This window comes from Bradyrhizobium sp. BR 10289, assembly GCF_019455385.1.
Classification (GTDB): domain Bacteria; phylum Pseudomonadota; class Alphaproteobacteria; order Rhizobiales; family Xanthobacteraceae; genus Bradyrhizobium.
The window spans coordinates 113,465-137,573 of sequence record NZ_JACOFR010000004.1; the positions used below are offsets into that span (position 1 = coordinate 113,465).

Below are 24,109 nucleotides of genomic sequence, written 5' to 3' on the forward strand. Positions count from 1 at the left end.
CCCACGTAGCCGCTCGTCAAAGCGTCTTCATCTCGACCTTGCCGTCGTTGATCTCGATGAGATAGACGTTCGGCTGGCTCTGGCCGCTCTCCTTGCCCTCGGGGCCGGACTTGCGGAACACGATGTCGCCGTTCAGGCCCTTGATGTTGATGTCCCAGAGCGCGGCCTTGATCGCCGCCGGCTCAGGCTTGCCGGCTTTCTCGATCGCGGCCGCCGCGGTGCGGATGCCGTCATACCCGCGAAAACTTTCGGTGCAGCCGGCGAACTCGAAGCCGCGCTTCTTCCACTCCGTGATGAAATAGTTGGTCGCTTCCGGGTTCGGCGTCTTGTCCGGGAACCAGGGCAGGAACGTCGTCAGATGCATGGTGCCGTTGGCGGCTGCGCCCGCCTGCGCGATGATCTGGTCCGGGTTCTGCGAGCCGCCGGTGGTGATGATGCGCTTCTTCAGGCCGAGCGCGGCGGCCTGCTTGAAGATCAGGGTGAGCTGATCGACGGCGGTCGTGACGATGACAGTCTCGGAATCCGAGCTCTTGATCTTGGAGAGCTGGGCGCTCATGTCCTGCGCGCCCTGGTCCATGGTCTCGACCAGACCGATGGTGATGCCCTTGTCCTTCATCATCTTGCTGAAATCCTCGGCCGTGCCCCGGCCCCAGTCGTTGTTGATGACGAGGAAGTCCACCTTCTTCAGCGCAAGCTTGTCAACGATGCCTTTGAACGCGGCGGCCTCGACCGCCGAGGGCGGCGAGATACGGAAGATGAAGGGATTGCCCGTGGTGGTGATCTTGCCGGAGGACGAGGTCTCCACCACCATCGGCGTCTCGTATTCCATCAGCTTCGGCATCACCGCGAGCGTCAGGCTCGAGCCCCAGGCGCCCATCAGCACCGGCACCTTGTCGCTGGTGATGAGCTTCTCGGCGACGGCGGCGGCCTCCGTCGGGTTGCTCTTGTTGTCCTCGATGACGAGCTCGATCTTCTTGCCGAGGATACCGCCCTTGGCGTTGATCTCGTCGGCGGCGATCTTGGCGCCGTTGACGACGTAGGTGCCGGATGCGGCGAAGGCGCCGGTGAGCGGCTCATTGACGCCGATCTTGATGGTCTGCGCGCCTGCCGTGCCGCCGACCAGGGCGGTCGCCAGAGCGATGGCCGGAACCAGTGCGAGTGCTCGTGTCATGTTGTCTCTCCAAATCCCACGCTGTTGATGTCTTGCAGTCCAGGCTTCGTCGCGGCGCCGGCACGCCGATCATTCCGCGCCACCCTTTCCGGTGAAGACGCGGCCAAACATGCGCGCCAGCCGGGCGCGCAAAACGTCAGCGACGATCGACCAGCCACTGAGCTCTGCCGCAGCCACCTGCTCCGACGGCGCGCCGGACATGTGGCGGTCGAGATTTTTCGCGAACTCCGCAACCAGGCGTCTGGCGAGATCGCGCACCAGGCCGGGCCGGCCGACCTGGGCGAGCATTCCCGTGAGCGTGTAGCCGATCGCAAGCTCAACGGCCGTCGCCGCACCGCCGTCGAGCGGCAGCAGACGGTAGCGGATTTCGCCCTGCGTCGCCGAATGGCTGCGGGGGTCGGTGCCGATGCCGACGATGCGGCCCGAAAGCGTTGCGGGATCGCGCTCGACGCGCGCGGCGCCCTCGAAAGACGCAGCAATGGGCCCGAGCCTGACGCTGATCAGGCCTTCGACGCGCTCCGGCCTTGGTGGTGCCGTCAGCGATACGCCGGGCAGGCAGGATGCAATGCCCGCGATATCGTCGAACATCGCAAACACTTTTGCCGGCGCATGCGGTAGCCGGAAGCGCTGGTCGAGAACTGTCGCGGGGGTGAAGTCGGGAATTCTGACCGGCGCCGCACCCGCTGATGCCGGGGCCAAAGCCTGTCGCGCAGACCTGGACTCATCGCCGCTCGAAATGGCTCGCCCCGATCCGGCCGGGCCAAGACTTGTCCGCCCCCCATCGGCTTGCGGCGCGATGTTGCGCGCGCGCCGAGCTTCAATGACGGATTGCACCGCGCGCACGATCCCGACATAGCCGGTGCAGCGGCAGAGATTGCCACTGAGGCCGACGCGAATCCGCCGTTCGTCGGCATCGGGCAGACGCAGCACCAGATCGCGCGCCGACACCAGCATGCCGGGCGTGCAATAGCCGCATTGCAGGGCATGCTCGCGCGTGAAAGCCGCGCGCAGCTCGGTCGTGATCTCGTCCTCGTCGAGACCTTCGATGGTGGTGATATCGGCACCCGCACAGGCGACCGCATAGGTAATGCAGGAGCGCGCCGGCACGCCGTCAAGCAGCACGGTGCAGGCGCCGCAGACGCCGTGCTCGCAGCCGAGATGGGTGCCGGTCAGATCGAGCTTGTCGCGGACGAAATCAGCAAGGCTGGTGCGCGGCTCGGCCGAGACCTCCACCGCGCGGCGATTGACCTGAAGGGCGATCGTGGTCATGCCGCGGCCTCCAGAACGGCGCGCTTCAGCACGCTGACATGGATATGGCGCTGCGCGGCATCGTCGATGCCGGCCTTGGCCAGAAGCGCGTCGGCCACGCTGATGTCAAAACGCTGCTTGTAGTCGGCGGCGATCCGTCCGCCGAACAGCTCGGCCGCTTCGGTCACGACGATCGGCGTTGTGTCGATCGCACCGATCACGATGCGGGCCGAGCCGGCTGCGGGATCGACCAGCACCGCGCCGATGGCGTGGGCGAACTCCCCGGTCTTGCGGCAGCTCTTGGCGTAGCCCCAATGCGCCGACGCAGCGCGCGCCGGGACGTGGATCGCCTCGACGATCTCGCCCGTATGCAGCGCCGATTCCAGCGCGCCGACGACGAAGGCTTCGATCGCCATCGTCCGCGCGCCGGCGAGGCTGCGCAGCGTTACGCGCGCGCCAAGGGCGGCGAGCGACGAGATCCAGTCCGCGGCGGGGTCGGCGTGGCTGAGCGAGCCGCCGATGGTGCCGCGGTTGCGCACCGCGCGATAGGCGATGTTGGCGGCGACGCCGCGCATGGCACCGCGGGTGACGTCGGCGGTGCGACCGTCCTCAATGTCGGCATGGGTGACGAGCGCGCCAAGGACGAGCTCGCTGCCCGATACTTCCGCGCGTTTGAGCTCGGCCAGGCTGGAAATGTCGACGATCAGCTTCGGTTGCACCAGCCGCAGATTGAGCATCGGGCCGAGCGACTGGCCGCCGGCGATGATCTTTGCCGAGCCGCTGCTCGCGGCCAGCATCGACAGCGCCGCATTGAGATCGCGCGGGCGCTCGTAGCTGAAGGGTGCCGGTTTCATGCCGCGCTCCTCTCAGTCGCGCGCGCGGCCAGCACGGCCTCGACGACACGATGCGGCGTGATCGGCGACTGCATCAGCTCGACGCCGAGCGGGCGCAGCGCGTCGTTGACGGCATTGGCAATCGCGGCCGGCGGCGCGATGGCGCCGCCCTCACCGATGCCTTTCACGCCGAACTGCGTATAGGGCGACGGCGTCTCCATGTGGTCGAGGCGCGCGGCGGGCACCTCGGTCGGGCCCGGCAGCAGGTAGTCGGCGAGCGTCGTCGCCAGCGGCTGGCCGGAGGCGTCGAACGGCATTTCCTCGTAGAGCGCGGTGCCGATGCCTTGCGCGAGGCCGCCATAGATCTGGCCGTCGACGACGAGCGGATTGACCAGCACGCCGCCGTCCTCGACGATCACGTAATCCAGAATTTCCACTTCGCCGAGGTCAGGATCGACCGCGACGACGGCGGCATGCGCGGCATAGCTGAAGGTGCCACTGTCGCGCACCGGCTTGTAGCCCTGCGTCACCTCTAACCCGCCGGGATCGACGTCGGCCGGCAATTCCTGCGGGCGGCGATACCACGTGTGGGCGATGGTCTGGATGCTGACGCTGCCATTGACGCCGCGCACCTCGCCGTTCTGCAACACTACCGAAGCCGGGTCGTGTTGCAACAGCTTTGCGCCGATGCGCCTTGCGCGCTCGCCGAGCTCGCGGCAGGCGGTTGCCACCGCGCCGCCCGCCATCACCATCGAGCGCGAGCCCCAGGTGCCGGTCGAATAGGGTGTCATCGCGGTGTCGCCGAGGATGATGCGGATTTTGCCGACATCGATGCCAAGCATCTCGTGCGCGACCTGGGCAAGCGTCGTCTCCATGCCCTGCCCGTGCGAATGCACGCCGACGCGCAGTTCGAGGCCGCCGTCCGGCGTCAGACGTGCCGAGGCCTGCTCGTGGCCCGGCACCATCGGGATGCCCCAGCCGGAATAGACCGACGTGCCATGCGCAGCCTGCTCGCAATAGATGGAGACGCCGACGCCGATGCGGCGGCCATCGGCCTCTCCCTGCTTTTGCTTCGCACGAATGGAATCGATATCGATGGCGGCGAGCGCGCGGCGCATCGCCTCGGGATAGTCGCCGCTGTCAAAGTGCTTTTTGGTGATGTTGTCGAACGGCATCTGTTCGGGGCGCACCAGATTGCGCAGCCGCACTTCGCCGGGCTCGAGGCCGGCCTCGGCCGCGACGAGATCGAGCATCAGCTCCAGCGCGAAGCAGACGCCGGTGCGCGCGACACCACGATAGGGCAGGATCGGGCATTTGTTGGTGGCGACCGAGAAGGTGCGGCAGCGATAGGCCGGCGTCGTGTAGGGCCCGGGCAGGATGCTCGCGACTTGCGCGGCTTCCAGGCAGGCTGAGAACGGATAGGACGAGTAAGCGCCGGAATCCACTGTCGCCTCGCAATCGATGCCGCGCAAGGTGCCGTCGCGATCAGCATAGACAGTGATCTTGTAGTGATGCTCGCGGCAATTGGAGCTGGCGACGAGATGCTCGCGGCGATCCTCGATCCAGCGCACCGGATGGCCGCGTTGCATGGTCAGCCAGGACAGGCAGACTTCCTCGGGCAGCAGAATGCCCTTGTGACCAAAACCGCCGCCAACATCGGGCGAGATGACGCGGATCTGGCCTTCCTCCATGCCGAGGCATTCGGCAAGGCCGCTGCGGGTGATGTGCGGCATCTGTGCCGCCGAATGCAGCGTGAGCTGATCGAGCCGGCGGTCGAAGGTCGCGACCACGCCGCGCCCTTCCAGCGGCGACATGCATTGCCGCGCGGTCGAGATCTCGCGCGTCACCTTGATCGGCGCATCCAGCGCGGCGGAGATGTCGACCTCGTAATTGGTCTCGAGGAAGACGTTGTCGCCCCAATGCTCGTGCACCAGCCCCGAGCCGGGCTCGCGCGCTTTCAGCATGTCATAGACCGCGGGCAGCTCTTCCAGGTCGAGCGTCACGGACGCCGCGATGTCCTCGGCTTCGGCCCGCGTCGGTGCGAGGCACATCGCGACGAGCTCGCCGACCTGGCGCACCTTGCCGGTGGCCAGCACTGGCTGCTCGGAAATCTTGAAGCCGGGCAATCCTGAGACCGCACGGATCGGCTTGATGCCGACGAGATCGGCCGCCGTGAACACGCTGCCGCGATAGCGCTCGGGCACATGGATGCCGCGGATGCGCGCATGCGCCAGCGGGCTGCGGACGAAGGCGACATCCTGCAGGCCGGCGAGCCTGATGTCGGCGACATACTGGCCGCGGCCGCGCATCAGGCGGTCGTCCTCCTTCCGTGGCAGCCGTGCACCCACGCCCTGCCCCGACTTTCCGTGCGGAAACTCCCGCTCGTTGCGCAACTCCGCGCCCTCCTTCACCGCCCGGCCTTATGCCGCGACGGCCTGCGGCAGGATCGGTGCGACCGCATCGAAACGCGTTCCGGCGCGCAGGCAGAAGGCTGGCTGCAGCAGACGCTCGGCGATCACCTCGTTTTTCTCGTTGTCGGTGAGGACGAAACGGCCGTTCTTCTCGGAGAGCACGGAGACGTCGGCGTCCATGCCGACCTTGAGCGCGCCGATCTCCTCGCTGCGGCCGAGCATTTTTGCGGGATTGGAGGTGACCATCGGCACCACCTGCTCCAGCGACAGGCCGAGCGCCATCATCGAGCTCATCGCCTGCACCAGGCTGAATTTGGCTTGACCCGCGAACGGATGATTTTCCTCGTCCTCGTGCTGGTCGGGCGTGCCCGCCGGTGCCGGCACGTGGGTGTTGTAACCGTGAATGTCGGCGCCCAGCGTGGTCGGAACGATGCCGGCAGCGATCGCCTTCTTCGCGAGCCGGTAGGAGAAGTGGCTGCCGTGGCCGACGTCGACCTTGAGGCCACGGTCGAGCGCGGCCTGGATTACCGGATGCACCTCGCCCTCGCGATTGACGAAGCCGCCGGGATGGCGCGTGAAGGGATGGGCAAGCACGTCGCCCTCACGCAGCAACGGGATCACGCGCGTGAGAATGGTGTCGGCATCCTCGCCATTGGCACCGCTCTCGGGCAAGCCCCAGAGCTGGCCGAAATGCACATAGACCGGCAGATCTGCGCGCTTGCCGATCTCCGCTGCCATCTCGATGACGCGGATGCCCCAGCGCGCGAAGCCGCCGATCTCGGCATGGGCCTTGATGCCGCGCACGATGTCGAGATTGGCCGTCGCGGCCTTCACGGTCGCGTCGATGTCGACGCCGTCGGGGCTGTAGAGCTGCGGATAATAATGACCCTCGAGTCCGCCGACGAGATAGGCGGAGAGGAAGGCGTAGACGCGTGTATGGGAAGGCTCGGCGATGAAATGGCGGAAGCCCGGCAGCGTCATGCAGGACGGACCGCCCTGGTCGATCACCGTCGTCACGCCCGACTGCACGCCGACCATGTCGGGGTTCATGCCGAAACGCCCCGAGACATATTGATAGACATGGGCGTGGGTGTCGATCAGCCCGGGCAGCACCAGCTTGCCGCTGACATCGACGACCTCCTTCGCGCTGGCCGGCAAGATGTCGGGCGCGACCGCCGCGATCTTGCCGTTACGGATCGCGACATCGCGGATGCCGTCCACGCCCGAGGCCGGGCAGATCACCCGGCCGCCTCGCAGCAGAAGGTCGAAACTGGCTGTGACGGACATGACGGTCTCCTCTCCTCACACGGGCGATTGCCTCGCCCCAGAATTACGAAGCATGCTTCGCATTTTGACAAAAGCAAGCATCATGCCATGATCATGCGGTGCCGGATGGTGGCAGGCGCACTCGAATCGAGCTAAGCGCGGCAGGGTTTTGGGTTGGGAGAGCGTGCATTGCGGCAAGCCAAGAAAGGTCGCAGCGGGGCCAAGAGCGGAGGCAAACATCGCCCCTGGCCGTTGTCGCAGCGTCCCGGCTATCTGATCCGGCGGCTGCACCAGATTCACGTCGCGCTGTTTCAGGATGCCTGCGGCGCGTTCGAGGTGACGCCGCTGCAATACAGCCTGCTCTCGGCGCTGGCGGCGCGCGAAACCGCCGATCAGACCACTTTGGCGGCCGATATCGCCCTCGATCGCACAACGACGACCGGTGCATTGAAGCGGCTCGCGGCGCGGAACCTGGTCGAGCGGGCCGTCGACAAGGACGATCGCCGCGCGCGCGCCTGCCGCCTGACGCCTGAAGGCGCAGCGCTGCTGGTCAAGATCGAGGGTGCGGCGCGGCGTGCGCATCGCGCGACGCTCGGCGATCTCAGCGAAAAGGAACAGGCGCTCTTCATCGAGATGATGCAGCGCATCGTCGCCGGCAACCCCAGTCGCGACAGCGCCGCTGCCCTATTCGACTAGCGGCGCCTGCTGCCGTTTTGAGTTGGGCTGCTCAATTTATCATCGTACCGCCGCCCGGCTGAGCGACGTCGCCCGCCGCTTGCCGGCGCGCGCAAACGGATGAGGGCGGCCGCAACGCGCAGCCGCAAGCCAGTGCGCGAACGCGACGCGCGCTTGAAATTCCAAGTGCAATCGCGCGAGCCGCGTTCCCTCCGGCATCAGCGAGCGCGCTGTTCCGGCCGCTTCGCCACCCATGGCATGATTTATGCTGCGATGATGCGAAGCGTGCTTCGTATTGGGGGATGTCATGACGGATACCGAACTTCGCGCTGATCTTCACAGCATCGAGCCAATTCCCGATGCGGACCGGGACTCCACCGGCCCGCAGCAGATGTGGATCTGGGCCGGCGCCAACATCGCGCCGGTCAATTGGGCGCTCGGCGCGCTCGGCATCATTCTCAAGCTCGGCCTGATGGAGACGATCGCGGTGATCGTGCTCGGCAACATCGTGGGATGCGCAATCTTCGCGACCTTCACGGTGATGGGGCACAAGACCGGCGTCAACCAGATGGTGCTGAGCCGCTCCGCTTTCGGCGTCCGCGGCGCGTACCTCCCCAGCATCCTGATGTTCCTGATGACGCTGGGCTGGATCGGCGTGAACACCTACTTCCCGGTGAAGGTCTCGATGGGCATCCTCGGCCAGTTCGGCGTGCCCGACACCTGGTTCATCGAGATCGTCGTCATCACGCTGGTGATGGCAGCCCAGGTGCTGATCGGCATCTACGGCTTCTACGCGATCCGTACCTTCGAGAAATACACGGTGCCGCCGACCATCGCCATCATGGTGCTGATGAGCGTGCTGGCATGGACGCGCCCCGGCGTCGTCAACTGGGATCTCACGACCTCGCTGCCGGCGGGCGCGCATCTTGCGATGCTGACCTTACTGATGACTGCGATCGGCGTCGGCTGGGGCATCTCCTGGGTGACCTGGGCCTCTGACTATTCGCGCTTCGTGCCGAAGAGCACGTCGTCGAAAGCCGTGTTCTGGTACAGCTATGTCGGCATGTTCGTGCCGACGGTCTGGCTCGGCATCCTGGGTGCCACCATCGCCTCGACGACGCTAGACACGGACCCTGCAAAAATGGTGAGCGCGGTGTTCGGTGGTCCCGTCAGCATCCTCGTGCTCTTGATGGTGCTGCACGGCCCGATCGCCACCAACATCCTCAACGTCTATTCGGCGACGCTGGCGGCGCTGAGCGCGGGGCTCAAGCTCCCGCGGTTCTGGCTCACCGTCATCGTCGGGGTCGCCGGCTATCTGGTCACGCTCTACTTCATCTTCGCGCCGTCCTTTGCGAAGGCGTTCGACAACTGGATGATCAGTCTCCTCTTGTGGATGAGCCCGTGGGCCGGCGTCGTGCTCGCCGACTACTTCATCAAGCGCAAGGGCAAGATCGAGGTCGCCGAGCTCTATCGCTCGCCTGAGACCAGCGCCTATGGCGACATCAACTGGGCCGGCATGGTCGCGTTCTTCGCGGGCCTCGTCGCGGGCTGGCTGGTCGAGGACGGCCTCGTCGGCGCGCTGCAGGGGCCGATCTCGCTCAACCTGCTCGGCGGCGCCGATCTCAGCTGGCTGTTCGGCATTGGCGTTGCCGGCCTCGTCTATCTCGGGCTCGGCAAGTTCGCGACCTCGCCATCCTCGATCGTTGCGAGCAGCGCAGGCAGGTAACGACCGGTCATGGACCATGTTCTGCAATCCATTCCCGGAAACGTCCAGTGGGGACTCTGGGATGGACGGCTGAAGCCGGTGCTCCGGATCGCATCCGGAGACCGGGTGACCATCGAGACGCTCTCGGGCGAGCCGGACGATTTGCCTGATCCGTCGCTCGGTTACGACATCGTTCCCGGACATGCGGAGGTGCTGGCAAGTGCCTTCCGCGGTCCGGGACCGCATCTTCTCACCGGGCCCATCTCCGTCGAGGGCGCCGAGCCCGGTGACGTCCTCGAGGTTCGCGTCCTCGATATCCAGCTGCGCTGCAATTGGGGCTGGAATATCCAGGTGCCGACGCTCGGCACGTTGCCGGAGGATTTTCCGGAATTCCGCCACATCCACATTCCGCTCGATCGCGCGCGTAACGTCGCGAAGCTGCCATGGGGACAGGAGCTGCCGCTGTCCCCTTTCTTCGGCAATTTCGGCGTCGCGCCGCCTCCCGGCTGGGGCCGGCTGTCCTCGAAGGAGCCGCGCGCGTTCGGCGGCAACATGGACAACAAGGAGCTCGTCGCCGGCAGCACATTGTATTTTCCGGTGTTCGTGCCGGGCGCACTGTTCTCGGCCGGCGACGGCCACGCGCTGCAGGGCGACGGCGAGGTCTGCCTCACCGCAATCGAGGCCGCGCTGACTGGCACGTTCGAATTCCACGTTCGCCGCGATCTCCGCCTCACCTCGCCGCGCGCGGAGACCGCGTCGGACTGGATCACCATGGGTTTTGACGAGGATCTCGACGATGCCGCCAAGGCCGCGCTGCGCGACATGATCGCGCTGATCCGCGAGAAAAGCGGCCTCAGCGCGCAGGATGCCTACACGCTCTGCTCGATCGCCGCGGACCTGCGCGTCACGCAGCTGGTCGACGGCAACAAGGGCATTCACTGCGTGCTGGCGAAAACCAAGATGCCGCCGGGCTCAGGCGCCTGATTGCGCGACGACCTCTTCACAGGTCAGGAATGCGACACCGTCGAGGCCGCGCAGCCAGCTCAAGAGGCCGTCGAGCGCGGCAATGCGGCTCGCCCGCGCGCTGCCATAGTCGCTGCGCGGATGCAGTGTCAGCGTGATCAGGCAGCGCTCGCGGTGCATCGCCTCGATCTCCTCGCGCCACATCTTGATGACGCGATCATGGGTCTGGCGCTGGGCGTAGAGCGTCGCGTCGATCAGGATCTCCGCATGCGGCACCTCGACCATGCCGCTTCCGCCATCGGCATCCAACGCGTAAGGATGGTCGTCGTCCTGAAAACTCGAATCATAGCGGTAGCCGAGATCGGCGAGATGGCCGAGCGTGCGCTCGGTAAGCCGGCCATGCGGCGCCCGAAAGCCGCGCGGCGCATGGCCGACAATGCGCGACAGCGTCGCATGGGTGCGCTCCAGCAGCGCCCGCTCGTCGATCCCTGCTGCGTCCATCTCCTCCATCGCCCAGCCATGCGCGGCGATCTCGTGGCCGCGGCTGGCGAGCGCGGCAATATAGGCCGGATTGGCCTCCGCCTCCGCGCCGGGCACGAAGACGGTGGATTTGATGCCGTGACGATCGAGCAAGCCGAACAGCCGCTCGCAACCGACCGCATAGGCGTATTTGCCGTAAGACGCGCGGCCGAACAGCGCATCTTCGCTGAGCTGGGTCAGTTCGACCGTCTTGCCCTGGAGATTGACGGTGACGACGACGGGAACGATCGGCTTGGTCATTGTCCGCTCCAGTCCCGCCGCCAGTCGGACGGATTCGTCAGGCACCATTCGGCCAGCTCCAGCATGCCGACGAAACGCACGCCCTCGTGCCGCTTGGCGTATTTGATCAGCCCTTCGACGGCCGCGACGCGCGCGGGCGAGCCGGAGCCGTAGCCGACGCGCGGATGGAAGGTCAGGTTGTAATAGCCGCCCTCGGCGTAGATCGCATCGAACTCCTGCTCCCAATGCGTCAGCACTTCGGACGGCGGTGTGTAGCTGACGCGGTAGAACGGGAAGTCGTCCAGGCTCGAGGTGTTGTTGGGCAGGCAGACATAGTCGCTGCGCTCCTCGCCGTCATAGCGCGCGAGATATGGCAGGTCGAAATCCTTGTCGCTGGAATCGTAGACGTAGCCGAGCTCGCGCAGCTTGCGCAGCGTCCGCGCGGTCTTGTGTCCGGATGGCGAACGCCATCCGCGCGGCGCGATGCCGGTGATCTCGGTGAGCAGCTTGTGCGTCCGCTCCAGCAGCTCCGGCTCGGCATCGCCGGGATCCACGCCCTCGTGAAAGTAACCATGCGAGCCGATCTCGATGCCGGAGCGCGAAATGTCGCGGACGAGATCGGGGCTTTCTTCGGCGTCATAGCCGGAGACATAGAACGTCCAGGGCACGTCGTGCCGCGTGAACATGTCGACGAAACGGGGAATGCCGCATTTGGCGGAGTAGCGGCCGTGCGAGCGCGCCCCGAGCGGCAACTGCCCGCGACCGCGTTCCAGCGAAGTGCCGTCGAAATCGAGCGTGAGACCGACGACGCAGCGCGCGCCGTCCGGCCAGGCATGTTGCCTGCGCTGCGCAAGAGAGATCATGGGACAACCTCGACATTCCAGAAGCGGGGTTTGCGGCCGGCCCACGGCGCGTAGCCGCGCACCTTGGGCGAGACCGCGGAGACGTTGACGCCGGAGCTCCACACGATCATCGGCGCATCGTCGACGAACAGCTTGTGAAGCGCGTCGAACAGCGGCTGGCGCGCCGCGGGTTCTGCCGTCTCCATCAGCTCAGCCAGCAGGTCGATCGCAGCAGCGTTGCTCCAGACCTTGTCAGGCTGCGCGGCCTTGTCGCCGATGAAACGATCGAGGCCAAACGCCGCATCGAGATAGGGCGTATAGTTCCACACCATCAGCTGGTAGTCGCCCTTGTTGTAGCGGCTGAGCTGGGTCGCGAACTCCACGACCTCGACGGTGAGATTGAGCCCGGCCTGCTGCGCCATCGCCTGCGCCAGCACGGCGACGTCGTTCATGACGGGAAAGCGCGCATTGGTGGTGATCCTGATCGGCTCGCCCTTGTAGCCGGCTTCGCTCAGCAGCTTCTTCGCGCGGGCGATATCGAGGCTAAAACCGGCCTGCTCGACCGCGCCGTAGTAGCGGCTCGACAACGGCACCAGCGACGTGCTCGGCTTGGCATAGCCGTCGGTGAGGCTGTCGCTCATGCTGGGATAATCGAGCGAGGCCGCGATCGCCTCACGGATGCGCCTGTCCTTGAGCAGTGGATCATTGGTCTGCATGACGATGGCGTTCAGCGAGGCGACCGGTGCGGCCGCGATCACGAGGCCCGCCGATTTCAGCTCGCCCGCGAACTTGGGATCGGCCGACGGCCAGAGATCGAGATTGCCGGATTGGACCGCGGCCTTCGCCGCAGCAGGATCGGGAACGATCGACAGCCTGACACGATCGACCTTGGGCGGCTTGGCTCCAGCGAGGCCGTCCGCCGGCTCGGTGCGCGCGGTATAGGTCTCGTTGCGGGCCAGCTCGATGAACTGGCCGCGGCGCCACTCGGTGAGCTTGAACGGGCCGGTGCCGATCGCCCTCTGCCAGGTCCCGTCGGCTCCGACCGAGTCCGGATGCGCAATGCCGTTGCCGTCGCAATCGGCCCGCGCGATCGTGCTGAGGAAGGCGCCGCTCGGCTCGGCGAGGCGGAAGGCCACCTGCTGAGGCGACGGCGTCGTGATCTCGGCGATCTTGATTCTTCGTGTGCCGTCAAAGTTGGTCCGGCACGGCCAACCGGACTTCGGATCGAGGAAGCGCTCCCAGGTCCACGCCACTTCCCGCGAGGTCAGCGGCGCGCCGTTGTGGAACGTCACGCCGTCCCGCAGCGTGAAGATGTAGGTGCGGCCGTCCGCGGATGTCTCGATCGCCTTGGCCAGCATCGGGGCCACCGTGCCGTCGGCGCGCCAGGCGACGAGGCCTTCGTAGATCTGCTGAAGCACGAGACCGGTGTTGTCGTCGGGGCTGTTGCCCGGCATCAGGCCGCGGATGTCGGTGGTGATCATGCTGCGCAAAACGCTCTCGGCGCGGGCTGCGGACAGCGATACGAGCATCAGACACAACGCAACGACCAAACGCTTCATGCAACAATCCTGTCTAGCCCGAGGCGCGCGCCTCCGCCGCCCCCGCGAAATCCAGCACGGGCGCGGCCGCGAGCAGCGCCTTGGTGTAATCATGCCGGGGATGATCGAAGATGTCGTCGCGCGTGCCCTGCTCGACGATCTTGCCGCCCTGCATCACCACGACGCGATCGGCGACCTGCTCGACGGCAGCAAGGTCATGGCTAATGAACAGGCACGCAAACCCATACTGCGCCTGCAGCCGCTCGAACAATTTCAGCACCTGCGCCTGGATGGTCATGTCGAGCGCCGAGACCGGCTCGTCGGCCACGACGAAGGCCGGCTCGCGCACAATGGCGCGAGCAATCGCGATGCGCTGGCGTTGACCGCCGGACAGCTCATGCGGCCAACGCGCAGCCAGGCCGGCAAGTCCGACCTCGTCGAGCATCGCCGCGACGCGCCTGTCGCGCTCGGCTGTCGTCAGTTGCGGCACGTGGCGCAGCGGCTCGGCGACGATCTCGCCGACGCGCATGCGCGGATCGAGCGACGAATAAGGATCCTGGAACACGAGCTGCGAGGCGAGACGGAAGTCGCGGTCGATCGTCGACGTCACGTCCCTGCCCCGGAACCTGATCTCGCCGCCCGAATTCGGGATCAGCCGGAGCATGGCGCGCCCAAGCGTGGTCTTGCCCGAGCCGCTGCCGCCGACCACCGCAACCGTCTCGCCCGCGGCGATGTCGAGATCGACGCCGTTGACGGCGGAGACGCCGCTATCGCGGCGGAACAGCCGCTGCCGGCCGGCAAAGCCGACCTTGAGATCGCGCACGCTGACCAGCGGCTCGCCGCCCTGTCGTGCCTTGGTCGTGGTACCCCGGCGCGGCAGGGCTTCGACCAGGCGCTTGGTGTAGGCCTCGCGCGGCGAGAACAGGATCTGCCGGGTCGTGCCTGTCTCGACCATCCTGCCCTGGCGCAGCACCAGCGCGCGCTGCGCGTAGCGCGAGACGAGGCCGAGATTGTGGGTGATCAGCATCACCGAGGTACCGTGATCGCGCGCGAGCCCGACCATGAGATCGAGCACCTCGCGCTGCGTCAGGGTATCCAGCGCCGTGGTCGGCTCGTCCGCGATCAGCAGCTTTGGCTTCAGCAGCATCACCGAGGCCAGCATGATGCGCTGGCGCATGCCGCCGGAGAATTCGTGCGGATAGGCATCGAAGGTTCGCTCGGGGTCGCGGATCTGCACGCGCGCGAGCATGTCGAAGCAGCGCTGCCTGATCTCGCGCTTGCCGAGCCGCTCATGCAGTCCGAGCCCTTCGGCCATCTGAGCGCCGACACTGATGGCCGTATTGAGCGAGACCATCGGCTCCTGGAACACCATGCCGACGGTCGGGCCGCGCAAGGTCCGCATCTGGCGCGCCGAGGCATTGGCGAGATCGACGCCATCGAGCACGATGCGACCGCCGGCCTTGCGCAGTCCCGGCGGCAACAGGCCGAGCACGGCACGCGCCGCCGCGGTCTTGCCGCTGCCGGATTCGCCGACCACGGCGAGGAACTCGCCGCGCTCGACGGCGAAGGAGAGGTCGTCGACGATCACGGACTTGCTGGCGGCGACCTCGATGCGCAAATTTTCGACCGAGAGCAAGCTCATCCGTGCGCCATCCTGGGGTCGAGGCGGTCGCGCAAGGAATCGCCGAGCAGGTTGATGCCGAGCAGCGTCAGCGCGATGCAGAGGCCCGGCGCGATCGAGAGCCACGCCGCGGTCTCCATGAACGGGCGGCTCGCCGCCAGCATGTTGCCCCAGGTCGGCGCCGGCGGCGGCACGCCGAGGCCGAGGAAGCTCAAGGCGCTCTCGGCCAGCAACACCCAGCCGAACATGCTGGTTGCGAGCACCGCAACCGGCGCGATCGCGTTCGGCATCACATGGCGTAGCATCGAGTAGGCCTCCGAGTTGCCGATGACGCGCGAGGCCTCGACATATTCCTTCTCGCGGATCGACAGCACGGTGCCACGCACCACGCGGACGACCGAGGGAATGTAGGCCAGTCCAAGCGCCAGGATCAGCCCGACCTTGTTGGCGCCGACCACGATCATCACGGCCAGCGCCAACAGGATGCCGGGGAATGCGAGCAGCGCGTCGTTGACGGCCATGATGATGCGATCGGCCCAGCCGCGGATGTAGCCGGCCGCGCAGCCGATTACCATGCCGGCCGCCACAGCGAGCAGCACCGTCACCAGAGCGATGATCACGCTGGCGCCTGCCCCAACCATGATGCGGCTCAGCACATCGCGGCCGAATTCATCCGTGCCCAGCCAGTGCAGCGAGGACGGTGCCTGCAGCCGTGCGCGCAGATTGATGCGGAGCGGATCGAACGGGGTCCAGAACGCGCCGGTTACGGCGGCGCCGAGCAGCAACGCGACGAGCGTGCCGCCGATCGCGGTGTTGGCACGTATCCTCATGCGATCGTCACCCTGGGATCGAACAAGGGATAGCAGAGGTCGACGATCAGATTGACGACAACGTAAATGACCGCGGTGAACAGCAGGCAGCCCTGCACCACCGGATAGTCGCGCGCGAAGATGGAATCGACCAGCAACCGGCCGAGGCCGGGCAGAGTGAACACGGTCTCGATCACCGCGATGCCGCCCAGCAAATGACCGAGGACGAGTCCGATCAGCGTCCAGGTCGGCGCGAACGCGTTGGGCAGCACGTGGCGCGCCAGCACGCGCCATTCCGGCACGCCCTTGGCACGGGCATGCGTGACATATTCCAGCCTGAGCACCTCGATCGACGCGGCCCGCGCCATGCGCGTGAGCACGCCGATCTCGACCATGGTGAGCGTTGCGATCGGCAGCACGATGAAGGTCGCCGCCTGCCAGAAATTCTCCGCGAACGGCACATAGCCGATCACCGGCAGCCATTTCAGCTTGAGCCCGAACAGGAGCAGCAGCAAGAGACCGAGCCAGAAGCTCGGAATCGACAGCAGCAGCGTGGCGCCGCCAACGACGGAGAGATCGAGCAGGCTGTTCTGTTTCCACGCCGCGACGAGGCCGGCCGGAACGGCAATGCAGGCAGCTGCCGCAACCGCCACCAGCACGATGACGGCACTGACCTGGAAGCGATCGAGGATCAGCGGCAGCACGGCAAGGTTGTTGGTGATGGAGTGGCCGAAATCGCCGGCAGCAAGCTTGGCGATCCAGTGCACGAACTGCATCGGGATCGGCTGGTCGAGGCCGAGTTGGGCGCGGAGCTGCGCTGCCTGCGCGGGATCAGCGGCATCGCCCAGCATCACCTGCACGGGGTCGCCGGGAATGAGGCGGACCAGCGCAAACACGGCGATCGCGACCAGCAGCAGGGTCGGGATCGTCATGGCCAGCCGTCTTGCGAGGTATCCCAACATGGCGCGCTCTTGCCTATTGAACCGCGACGCCCCAGAACCGCGGCTGCGGATAGAGCCAGCCGGCGTAGCCCTTGATGTTCTTGCGCAGCGCCGTCAGTTCCGAATTATTGAACAGGACGATCATCGGCACGTCGGCGATGAAGCGGCGATGCATCTCGTCGAACAGCGCCTGCCGCTTCGCCGTATCGTCGATCATCATCGACTGCCGCAGCATCTCCTGCCCTTCCGGATTGTCCCAGACCTTGCGCGGCTGGCTGGCCTTCGGCCCGGTCAGCATCTCGAAGCTCAGGGACGGATCGAGCCTCGCCGAATAGGTGAATGCCATCGACTGGTAGTCGCCCCTGTTGTAGCGATCGAGCTGGGTCGCCCAGTCCAGCACCTCGATCTCGATGTTGATGCCGACTGCCTGCGCCATGGCTTGAACCAGCATGGCGGAATCGAACACATAGGTGTAGCGCTTGTTGGTGATCATCTTGATCGGCTGGCCATGATAGCCGGCTTGCGCCAAAAGCTTCTTGGCCTCCACAAGATTTTGCTGATAGCCGTGCGACTGCACCTCGCCATAGAAAGGACTTCCGATCGGCAGCGCCGAGTTGTTCGCCCGCGCGGTGCCCTCCATGACCGCGTCGACGATCTGCGGCGTGTCGATGGAGAGCGCAATGGCACGGCGGATACGGACATCCTTCAACAGCGGATCCCCGGTCTGGAACAGGATGCCGGTCAGGGCGAGGCCCGGCGTGATGCTGAGCTGCACGCCGGGCTGCGACCTGAGACCCTCGAGGTCGGGCGTGGACAAACTCATGATCACGTCGAGCGAGCCGCTGAGCAGCCCCGCCTTCGCGGCGGAACTGTCCGGGATCACGTTGAAGCGCACGCGGTCGACCTTGACGTCCTTGGCGCCGGTGTAGCCGGTGCGCGGCTCGCTGCGCGAAACATAGCCGTCGAAGCGGATGATATCGACATATTGCCCCCGCTTCCATTCGGCGAGCTTGAACGGGCCGGTGCCGACAGGGGCGATCCACTTGCCGTCAGGACCGACGGAGTCGCGATGGATGATCGCGGTCTGGCCGCAATCGGGCCGCGCCAGGGTCGGGAGGAACAGAGCCGTCGGCTGGTCGAGCGTGATGGCGACCGTCTGCGGATCGGGCGCCTCGATCTTCTCGATGCGCGCGATGCCTGACGCGCTGAACTCGGAGAGGCAGCGCCATTGCGTCGCCGGGTCGAGCCAGCGCTTCAGCGACCAGACCACGTCGTCCGCCGTCATGGTGGCACCATTGTGGAACTTGACGCCCTGGCGCAGGCGGAACGTGTAAGTCCTGCCCTCGTTCGAAACGGTCCAGCTGTCGGCCAGCATCGGACCGATAGAGGTATCGTCGCGGAAGGCGACCAGCCCCTCCACCACATGCCCGATGACGCCGTCCGTGTTGGCATCGCGGTTGGTGCCGGGATCGGTCGAGCGGATGTCGGCATTGAGCCGGGTCCGCAACAATGTCTCGGCGCCGGCCTTCCCCAGCATGGCCAGCAGGGCCAAGGCGGCGACACCAACCGCCCATGCCGGCGATGGCCGACGCCGCCGCATCACGCAGCCCCCACGGCGGCTGACCGCTCGAACGCGGCACGTCCGATCTCGTCGATCTCGAGGCGGTACTCGGTGAATTCGCGGTTGAGCGCGGGCAACGGCGCCGCCTGCATCAGTCCGCTCGCCGGCTCCATCAGGATCATCGCCACGGTGGCGCTGAGATTGTTGCTGAGATTGCGGCGCGGCGGCCGGCACACCGACCAGGGCCAGGCGAACTCGTCGAACAGCGCGTTCTTGACGTGGTCGAAGGTGATCTTGCCGATGTGCGGCTGAAGCAGGTCACGGACGCGGATGTCGCGATAGAGGCTGTCAGGCGTATCCTGGATGCCGGCATCCCTGAGCTTGCCGAGCGCAACCGGGCTCACGAAGTGATTGGCATGTACCAAGAGGCCATTCTGCGGATGCACCTGAAAGGTCTCGTCCGGCGCACATTCGAAATCGATCGCCACACCCTCGCGATGGCTGACGATCATGTTGTTGGCGGCGGATTTCCTGGTGCAGTAGACCGCACGCATGGCGAGCGCGACATGCTCCTGCTCAAGCACCTTGCGGCGGATCAGTGCCAGCGGCACGCCGACCTGGCGATAGTCGCGATCGCTTTGCAGATAATTCGCGGTGATCGCGATGCCGACCGCGTTGAAGCCGCAGCGACCGAGCGCGCCGGCCTCGGTGAAGGTCATGAGATCAGGACCATCGTCGCGCCGCACCTTCAGCACCACTGCCGTCTCCGCGCATTCGCGCTTCCAGTCCCAGTTCTGCGCATGAATCAGGCGGCCGCTGCTGGTCGCCGCCGGCAGCGCAACGAGGCCGGTGCAGCCATCGGGCTCGTCGGGGGCCTTCAGGCGCGCGCGGACCTTTGGATTGGCAAGCTTGAGAATCTCGGTGCGGGCGTTGAGCAGAACGATATCCTCGAACGGAATGTCGGCGCCTTCGGCAATGCCGCGCATCTCTTCGATATAGCTGGGCTCGAAGCCCTCGATGACGGGCAGATAGTCCCGGACCAGCTCGGCGACGCCCTTTGCATCGAGCGACAGCTCCTTCAGCTGCGCGAAGTAATGCGTCGTCCCCTTCTTGATGCGGCCCGCCGCCTTCTGCCCGTACTGTCGGCCACGCTCGCGCGGAGCGCCGGAGATCTCGATGAGGGGAAAGGGTTCGACCATGGGACGCCAAATTCCTTGTTGAAGTTCCTTTTGCTTTCCAGGGAAGCCTAATGTATTTTGTGATGACATGAAACAAAAATCTTCTCCCGCGAAATCCGCCGTGGAAAAAACCTCTCCAAGCCGGCTGCAGCGCGAATTGTCCGCCGGGATCATCAACCTGATCCGGAGCGATGGGCTCGCGCCCGGAACACGGCTTGCCGAGGTTGCGCTGGCCGAGCGCCTCCATGTCTCGCGCACGCCCGTGCGCGCCGCGCTGAAGCTGCTGGCGCGGCGCAAGCTCGTGCATGCCGGCGAGAGCCGCGGCTATTTCGTCGCCGAGACGACCCCTGCTCCGCACAAGGCGCCGCCCAAGCCGAGCCCCGACGAAACCGACCGGCTGTTCCTCGCGATCGCACGCGACCGTCGCGCAGGCCGACTGCCTGACGAGGTGTCGGAACGCGACCTGATGCAGCGCTACGATGCAACGCGGCCGGTGGTGCAGCGCGTGCTCACCAAGCTTGCCGAAGTTGCCGCGGTCCAGCGCAAGCCCGGCCATGGCTGGCGCTTCCAGCCGACGCTTGCGGACACGCAGGCACGCGATGAGAGCTACCGCTATCGCATGCTGATCGAGCCGGCCGGCCTGCTTGAGCCGGGATTCCGGCTCGATCCGGCCTGGGCCGCCGAGATGCGCCGCCAGCATCAGGAGATGCTGGCGATGCCGTGGAGCGATACCGCCAGCATCGCGCTCTACGAGATGAATGCGGCCTTCCACGAAGGCCTCGCCGCCGCCTCGGGCAACCGTTATTTCCTGGTCGGTGTTCAGCAGCAGAACCGGCTGCGGCGCTTCGGCAATTACGACTGGACCTTCGGCCATCAGCGCGTGATCGTGAACTGCCGCGAGCATCTCGCCATCCTCGATCAGCTCGAAGCCGGCGAGAACGAGGCGGCCGCCGCGCTCATGCGCCGGCATCTCGAAGGCGCCCAGAAGCTCAAGCGCAGCGCCGCTCCATCAAAGACCGCCTAACGCCGTAGAAGAGTTGCCAACCATGAATGCGTTCGCCTCGTCCAACAGCCCCCTCACACGCGAAGCCATGGAGCCGTTCTGGCTGCCGATGACGCCGAACAGGCAATTCAAGGCGAAGCCGCGCATCTTCGTCGGCGCCGAAGGCATGCATTACATTACCGGCGATAACCGGCGCATTCTCGACGGCATGGCAGGGCTGTGGTGCGTCAATGCCGGCCACGCGCAGCGGCGCATCGTCGAGGCGATCCAGGCGCAAGCCGCAAAACTCGACTTCGTCTCCTCGTTCCAGATGAGCCACCCGGCTGCCTTCGAGCTCGCCCGCCGCATCACCGAGATCGCTCCCGCCGGCCTCGACCATGTCTTCTTCACCAACTCCGGCTCGGAATCGGTCGACACCGCGCTGAAGATCGCGCGCGGCTATCATCGCGCCCGTGGCGAGGCCAGCCGCATTCGCTTCATCTCCCGCGCCAAGGCCTATCACGGCATGGGCTGGGGCGGCCTGTCGGTGAGCGGCATCGTCCGCCACCGCCGGGATTTCGGCCCGCTGCTGCCGGAGGTCGATCATCTCCCACATACGCATGATCCTGAACACACGGCGTTCTCGCGCGGACAGCCGCAATGGGGGGCGCATCTCGCCGACGAGCTTGCAAAGCTGCTGCAGCTGCACGATCCCTCGACCATCGCCGCCGTCATCGTCGAGCCCGTCACCGGCTCCGGCGGCGTACTGCCGCCGCCGGTCGGCTATCTCGAACGGCTGCGAAAAATCTGCGATCAGCACGGCATTCTCTTGATCTTCGACGAGGTGATCACCGGCTTCGGCCGGCTCGGCGCGGCGTTCGGCGCCAACGCCTTGGGCGTCACGCCCGACCTCATCACCTGCGCCAAGGGCATGACCAATGCCGCCGTGCCGATGGGCGGCGTCATCGTCAGCGGAAAAGTTTACGACGCTCTGATGCAGGGGCCGGACACCGCGATCGAGCTGTTCCACGGCTACACCTATTCGGCACATCCGCTCGCCTGCGCGGCGGGTCTCGCCGCGCTCGACGTCTACCAGGATCTCGGCCTGTTCGAGCGGGCGCGGCGCCTTGCGCCGGTGTGGGAGAACCATGCGCATGGCCTGCGCGACCTTCCCCACGTCGTCGACATCCGCAACATCGGACTGCTCGCGGCCATCGATCTGAAGCCGCGCGATGGCGCGCCGGGTGCGCGCGGCAGCGAGTGCGCCAGCCGCTGCTATGAGGACGGCATCCTGATCCGCGGCAGCGGAGATACGCTGCTGATCTCGCCGCCTTTGATCATCACCGAGGAGCAGATCGCGGAGATTTTTGCCGCGATCCGCCGCGCCGTATTGGCTCTCAACTAAAGCGTAACGAGCTTTGGTTCGATCGGTGCGCACCGAGGGCTCGGACACCTCTCCCATAGGGAGAGGTCGGATCGCATCGAAGATGCGGTCCGGGTGAGGGCTTCAGGTCTCACTTTGTGCTGCGGCCCCTCACCCGGATTGCTCAGGCGCGCAATTGCGCGCCTTGCAATCCGACCTCTCCCCGTCGGGGAGAGGTGAAGGAAAAGCCCGCGCGTGCAGGGCTTCAACTCACCGGCAATGCGTCGAGGTGGCACGCCACCCATTGCTCGCCTCCGGCTGAGCGGAGCGTCGGCTCCTCCGTCCGACAGCGGTCGAACACGTAGGGGCAGCGGGTGTGGAAGCGGCATCCCTTCGGCGGATTGATCGGGCTCGGCACGTCGCCCTTCAGGATGATCGGATTGCGCTCGGCGCCCGGCTCGGGCAGCGGTACCGCCGAGAGCAGTGCCTTGGTGTAGGGATGCCTCGGCGCGGCAAAGATCTCGCGGCGCGGTGCCACCTCGACGATCTTGCCGAGATACATCACCGCAACGCGATGTGTCATGTGCTCGACGATGGCGAGGTCATGGCTGATGAACAGCAGCGCCAGGCCGAATTTCTGCTGGAGGTCCTGCAGGAGATTGACGACCTGGGCCTTGACCGAGACGTCGAGCGCGGAGACCGCCTCGTCGCAGACGATCAGCTCTGGCTCGGCCGCGAGCGCCCGTGCGATGCCGATGCGCTGACGCTGGCCGCCGGAGAATTCGTGCGGCCGGCGGTTCAGTGCCTCGCGCGGCAGGCGCACGATGTCCATCAGCTCCGTGACGCGAACCTCGAGATCCTCCTTGGACTTCGCGAGGCCGAAATTGCGGATCGGCTCCGCGAGGATGTCGCGCACGCGCATGCGCGGATTGAGGCTGGAGAACGGATCCTGGAACACAACCTGCACGCGGCGGCGCATCTGCCGCATCGTGCTCGGCTGGGCATCATCGATGCGCTTGCCGTCAAGGATGACCTGGCCCGCGGTGATGTCGAACAGCCGCAGCACGGCGCGGCCGACCGTCGACTTGCCGCAGCCGGACTCGCCGACCAACGACAGCGTCTCGCCGCGCGCGATCTCGAACGACACGCCGTCGACGGCGTAGACGAATTCTTTCTGCCGCCCGAACAGGCCCTTTTTGATCGGAAAGTGCTTCTTGAGGTCGTTGACCTGGAGCAACGGAACGCTCATGCCGCGACGGCTCCCTTGGCCGCATAGTGACAGGCCGCGATGTGGCGCGGCCCCTTCTCCTCGAGCCCCGGCGCATGCTGGCGGCAGAGATCGGTCGCGAGCGCACAGCGCCCGGCGAACACACAGCCGATGATCGGCTTCCTGAGATCGGGCACCTGGCCGGGAATCTCGGACAGGCGCGTCGCGGCGCCCGTCAACGAGGAGCCGAGCTTCGGCACCGCGCCGAGCAAGCCTTGCGTATACGGATGACGCGGCGAACGGAACAGCTCGGCGACCGGCGCCTCCTCGACCTTGCGGCCGGCATACATCACCATGACGCGTTCGGCGATCTCGGCGACGACGCCGAGGTCGTGGGTGATCAGGATGATGGCCGCGCCGACCCGGCGCTTGAGGTCGAGCATCAGCTTGAGGATCTGCGCCTGGATGGTGACGTCGAGCGCCGTGGTCGGCTCGTCCGCGATCAGAAGCTTTGGATTGCAGGCCAGCGCCACCGCGATCATGACGCGCTGGCGCATGCCGCCGGATAGCTGGTGCGGATATTCGCCGACGCGCCGCTTCGGCTCGGGAATGCCGACCAGCGTCAGCATCTCGACCGCATGCGCCTCGGCCGCCTCCTTGTCGAGGCCCTGATGGATCATCAGGGTCTCACGGATCTGGCGGCCGACGGTCAGCACCGGATTGAGGCTCGTCATCGGCTCCTGGAAGATCATCGAGATGTCGTTGCCGCGGATCGCGCGCATCTCGCGTTCCGACAATTTCAGCAGATCCTTGCCCGCGAAACGGATGCTGCCGGCGATCCGGCCGGGCGGCTCCGGGACCAGCCGCATCAGCGACATCGAGGTCACCGACTTGCCGCAGCCGGATTCGCCGACAATGGCGAGCGTCTCGCCCTCGTTGACATGGAAGGACACGCCGTCAACCGCACGGTTGATGCCGCCCGGCGTGCGGAAATGGGTCTGGAGATTCTCGACTTCGAGCAGCGCCATCGCGATCA

At 66.1% G+C, this 24,109-nt stretch carries 20 protein-coding genes; 5 read left to right on the top strand and 15 right to left on the bottom strand.

Annotation, left to right across the window (positions count from 1 at the left end; all coding sequences use genetic code 11):
* Positions 1-16 precede the first annotated feature (16 nt).
* The 5 genes from HYH08_RS09440 to HYH08_RS09460 form a co-directional block, all read right to left on the bottom strand.
* A complete protein-coding gene (locus HYH08_RS09440) occupies positions 17-1,171 on the bottom strand; it encodes an ABC transporter substrate-binding protein (protein WP_220009501.1) in 1,155 nt (384 codons plus the stop codon).
* Between the two features lie 69 nt (positions 1,172-1,240).
* Positions 1,241-2,440 (bottom strand): xanthine dehydrogenase family Fe-S subunit, encoded by a 1,200-nt coding sequence (locus tag HYH08_RS09445; RefSeq protein WP_220009502.1) that lies wholly within the window; start codon positions 2,438-2,440, stop codon positions 1,241-1,243.
* Positions 2,437-3,273 carry an FAD binding domain-containing protein gene (locus HYH08_RS09450; protein ID WP_220009503.1) on the bottom strand — a complete coding sequence of 279 codons (837 nt, stop codon included), beginning with the start codon at positions 3,271-3,273 and terminating at the stop codon, positions 2,437-2,439. Before HYH08_RS09450 ends, HYH08_RS09445 begins: the two co-directional genes overlap by 4 nt.
* On the bottom strand, positions 3,270-5,663 hold the full coding sequence (locus HYH08_RS09455) for a xanthine dehydrogenase family protein molybdopterin-binding subunit (RefSeq protein WP_220009504.1): 2,394 nt from the start codon (positions 5,661-5,663) through the stop codon (positions 3,270-3,272). The genes HYH08_RS09450 and HYH08_RS09455 overlap by 4 nt, the downstream gene beginning before the upstream one ends.
* Before the next feature lie 9 nt (positions 5,664-5,672).
* A complete protein-coding gene (locus HYH08_RS09460; protein ID WP_220009505.1) occupies positions 5,673-6,950 on the bottom strand; it encodes an amidohydrolase/deacetylase family metallohydrolase in 1,278 nt (425 codons plus the stop codon).
* A gap of 168 nt (positions 6,951-7,118) precedes the next feature.
* Between HYH08_RS09460 and HYH08_RS09465 the strand changes: the two genes are divergently transcribed.
* From HYH08_RS09465 to HYH08_RS09475, 3 genes are all read left to right on the top strand, one after another.
* The gene (locus tag HYH08_RS09465; protein WP_228747701.1) at positions 7,119-7,625 is read left to right on the top strand and encodes a MarR family winged helix-turn-helix transcriptional regulator; all 507 of its coding nucleotides are present in this window, start codon (positions 7,119-7,121) and stop codon (positions 7,623-7,625) included.
* Between the two features lie 286 nt (positions 7,626-7,911).
* Positions 7,912-9,330 carry a cytosine permease gene (locus HYH08_RS09470; RefSeq protein ID WP_220009506.1) on the top strand — a complete coding sequence of 473 codons (1,419 nt, stop codon included), beginning with the start codon at positions 7,912-7,914 and terminating at the stop codon, positions 9,328-9,330.
* Between the two features lie 9 nt (positions 9,331-9,339).
* A complete protein-coding gene (locus HYH08_RS09475; RefSeq protein ID WP_220009507.1) occupies positions 9,340-10,293 on the top strand; it encodes an acetamidase/formamidase family protein in 954 nt (317 codons plus the stop codon).
* Here the strand turns inward: HYH08_RS09475 and HYH08_RS09480 are convergent.
* From HYH08_RS09480 to HYH08_RS09515, 8 genes are read right to left on the bottom strand one after another with little or no spacing between them, the layout of a single operon-like run.
* Complete coding sequence (locus tag HYH08_RS09480) at positions 10,282-11,052, bottom strand: polysaccharide deacetylase family protein (RefSeq protein ID WP_220009508.1); 771 nt, start codon at positions 11,050-11,052, stop codon at positions 10,282-10,284. The two genes, HYH08_RS09475 and HYH08_RS09480, sit on opposite strands and share 12 nt — an antisense overlap.
* Positions 11,049-11,894 (bottom strand): polysaccharide deacetylase family protein, encoded by an 846-nt coding sequence (locus HYH08_RS09485; RefSeq protein WP_220009509.1) that lies wholly within the window; start codon positions 11,892-11,894, stop codon positions 11,049-11,051. Before HYH08_RS09485 ends, HYH08_RS09480 begins: the two co-directional genes overlap by 4 nt.
* A complete protein-coding gene (locus HYH08_RS09490) occupies positions 11,891-13,432 on the bottom strand; it encodes an ABC transporter substrate-binding protein (RefSeq protein ID WP_220009510.1) in 1,542 nt (513 codons plus the stop codon). The genes HYH08_RS09485 and HYH08_RS09490 overlap by 4 nt, the downstream gene beginning before the upstream one ends.
* Positions 13,433-13,445: 13 nt before the next feature.
* Entirely contained in the window at positions 13,446-15,053 is a 1,608-nt protein-coding gene (locus HYH08_RS09495) for an ABC transporter ATP-binding protein (RefSeq protein WP_220009511.1), read from the bottom strand.
* Positions 15,050-15,862 carry an ABC transporter permease gene (locus HYH08_RS09500; RefSeq protein WP_220009512.1) on the bottom strand — a complete coding sequence of 271 codons (813 nt, stop codon included), beginning with the start codon at positions 15,860-15,862 and terminating at the stop codon, positions 15,050-15,052. Before HYH08_RS09500 ends, HYH08_RS09495 begins: the two co-directional genes overlap by 4 nt.
* Positions 15,859-16,803 (bottom strand): ABC transporter permease, encoded by a 945-nt coding sequence (locus tag HYH08_RS09505; RefSeq protein WP_220009513.1) that lies wholly within the window; start codon positions 16,801-16,803, stop codon positions 15,859-15,861. Before HYH08_RS09505 ends, HYH08_RS09500 begins: the two co-directional genes overlap by 4 nt.
* Positions 16,804-16,816: 13 nt before the next feature.
* Positions 16,817-18,382 carry an ABC transporter substrate-binding protein gene (locus HYH08_RS09510; protein WP_502787632.1) on the bottom strand — a complete coding sequence of 522 codons (1,566 nt, stop codon included), beginning with the start codon at positions 18,380-18,382 and terminating at the stop codon, positions 16,817-16,819.
* Positions 18,382-19,542 (bottom strand): C45 family autoproteolytic acyltransferase/hydrolase, encoded by a 1,161-nt coding sequence (locus HYH08_RS09515; protein WP_220009514.1) that lies wholly within the window; start codon positions 19,540-19,542, stop codon positions 18,382-18,384. Before HYH08_RS09515 ends, HYH08_RS09510 begins: the two co-directional genes overlap by 1 nt.
* 100 nt (positions 19,543-19,642) lie before the next feature.
* Between HYH08_RS09515 and HYH08_RS09520 the strand changes: the two genes are divergently transcribed.
* A complete protein-coding gene (locus HYH08_RS09520) occupies positions 19,643-20,545 on the top strand; it encodes a GntR family transcriptional regulator (protein ID WP_349631409.1) in 903 nt (300 codons plus the stop codon).
* A 22-nt stretch (positions 20,546-20,567) separates the two neighbouring features.
* A complete protein-coding gene (gene aptA / locus HYH08_RS09525) occupies positions 20,568-21,908 on the top strand; it encodes an omega-aminotransferase AptA (RefSeq protein ID WP_220009516.1) in 1,341 nt (446 codons plus the stop codon).
* Between the two features lie 223 nt (positions 21,909-22,131).
* Here the strand turns inward: aptA and HYH08_RS09530 are convergent, their stop codons facing one another.
* Together HYH08_RS09530 and HYH08_RS09535 are read right to left on the bottom strand one after the other, a co-directional pair.
* Complete coding sequence (locus tag HYH08_RS09530) at positions 22,132-23,115, bottom strand: ABC transporter ATP-binding protein (protein ID WP_220009517.1); 984 nt, start codon at positions 23,113-23,115, stop codon at positions 22,132-22,134.
* Positions 23,112-24,101, bottom strand: a complete 990-nt coding sequence (locus HYH08_RS09535; protein ID WP_220009518.1) for an ABC transporter ATP-binding protein — start codon at positions 24,099-24,101, stop codon at positions 23,112-23,114. Before HYH08_RS09535 ends, HYH08_RS09530 begins: the two co-directional genes overlap by 4 nt.
* Positions 24,102-24,109: the final 8 nt, after the last annotated feature.

What these genes read in the sequence shown, in the direction of transcription:
- HYH08_RS09440 (WP_220009501.1), bottom strand. Translation starts at nt 1,171, where the DNA reads ATGACACGAGCACTCGCACTGGTTCCGGCCATCGCTCTGGCGACCGCC.
- HYH08_RS09445 (WP_220009502.1), bottom strand. Translation starts at nt 2,440, where the DNA reads ATGACCACGATCGCCCTTCAGGTCAATCGCCGCGCGGTGGAGGTCTCG.
- HYH08_RS09450 (WP_220009503.1), bottom strand. Translation starts at nt 3,273, where the DNA reads ATGAAACCGGCACCCTTCAGCTACGAGCGCCCGCGCGATCTCAATGCG.
- HYH08_RS09460 (WP_220009505.1), bottom strand. Translation starts at nt 6,950, where the DNA reads ATGTCCGTCACAGCCAGTTTCGACCTTCTGCTGCGAGGCGGCCGGGTG.
- HYH08_RS09470 (WP_220009506.1), top strand. Translation starts at nt 7,912, where the DNA reads ATGACGGATACCGAACTTCGCGCTGATCTTCACAGCATCGAGCCAATT.
- HYH08_RS09475 (WP_220009507.1), top strand. Translation starts at nt 9,340, where the DNA reads ATGGACCATGTTCTGCAATCCATTCCCGGAAACGTCCAGTGGGGACTC.
- HYH08_RS09480 (WP_220009508.1), bottom strand. Translation starts at nt 11,052, where the DNA reads ATGACCAAGCCGATCGTTCCCGTCGTCGTCACCGTCAATCTCCAGGGC.
- HYH08_RS09485 (WP_220009509.1), bottom strand. Translation starts at nt 11,894, where the DNA reads ATGATCTCTCTTGCGCAGCGCAGGCAACATGCCTGGCCGGACGGCGCG.
- HYH08_RS09490 (WP_220009510.1), bottom strand. Translation starts at nt 13,432, where the DNA reads ATGAAGCGTTTGGTCGTTGCGTTGTGTCTGATGCTCGTATCGCTGTCC.
- HYH08_RS09495 (WP_220009511.1), bottom strand. Translation starts at nt 15,053, where the DNA reads ATGAGCTTGCTCTCGGTCGAAAATTTGCGCATCGAGGTCGCCGCCAGC.
- HYH08_RS09500 (WP_220009512.1), bottom strand. Translation starts at nt 15,862, where the DNA reads ATGAGGATACGTGCCAACACCGCGATCGGCGGCACGCTCGTCGCGTTG.
- HYH08_RS09505 (WP_220009513.1), bottom strand. Translation starts at nt 16,803, where the DNA reads ATGTTGGGATACCTCGCAAGACGGCTGGCCATGACGATCCCGACCCTG.
- HYH08_RS09510 (WP_502787632.1), bottom strand. Translation starts at nt 18,382, where the DNA reads ATGCGGCGGCGTCGGCCATCGCCGGCATGGGCGGTTGGTGTCGCCGCC.
- HYH08_RS09515 (WP_220009514.1), bottom strand. Translation starts at nt 19,542, where the DNA reads ATGGTCGAACCCTTTCCCCTCATCGAGATCTCCGGCGCTCCGCGCGAG.
- aptA (WP_220009516.1), top strand. Translation starts at nt 20,568, where the DNA reads ATGAATGCGTTCGCCTCGTCCAACAGCCCCCTCACACGCGAAGCCATG.
- HYH08_RS09530 (WP_220009517.1), bottom strand. Translation starts at nt 23,115, where the DNA reads ATGAGCGTTCCGTTGCTCCAGGTCAACGACCTCAAGAAGCACTTTCCG.
- HYH08_RS09535 (WP_220009518.1), bottom strand. Translation starts at nt 24,101, where the DNA reads ATGGCGCTGCTCGAAGTCGAGAATCTCCAGACCCATTTCCGCACGCCG.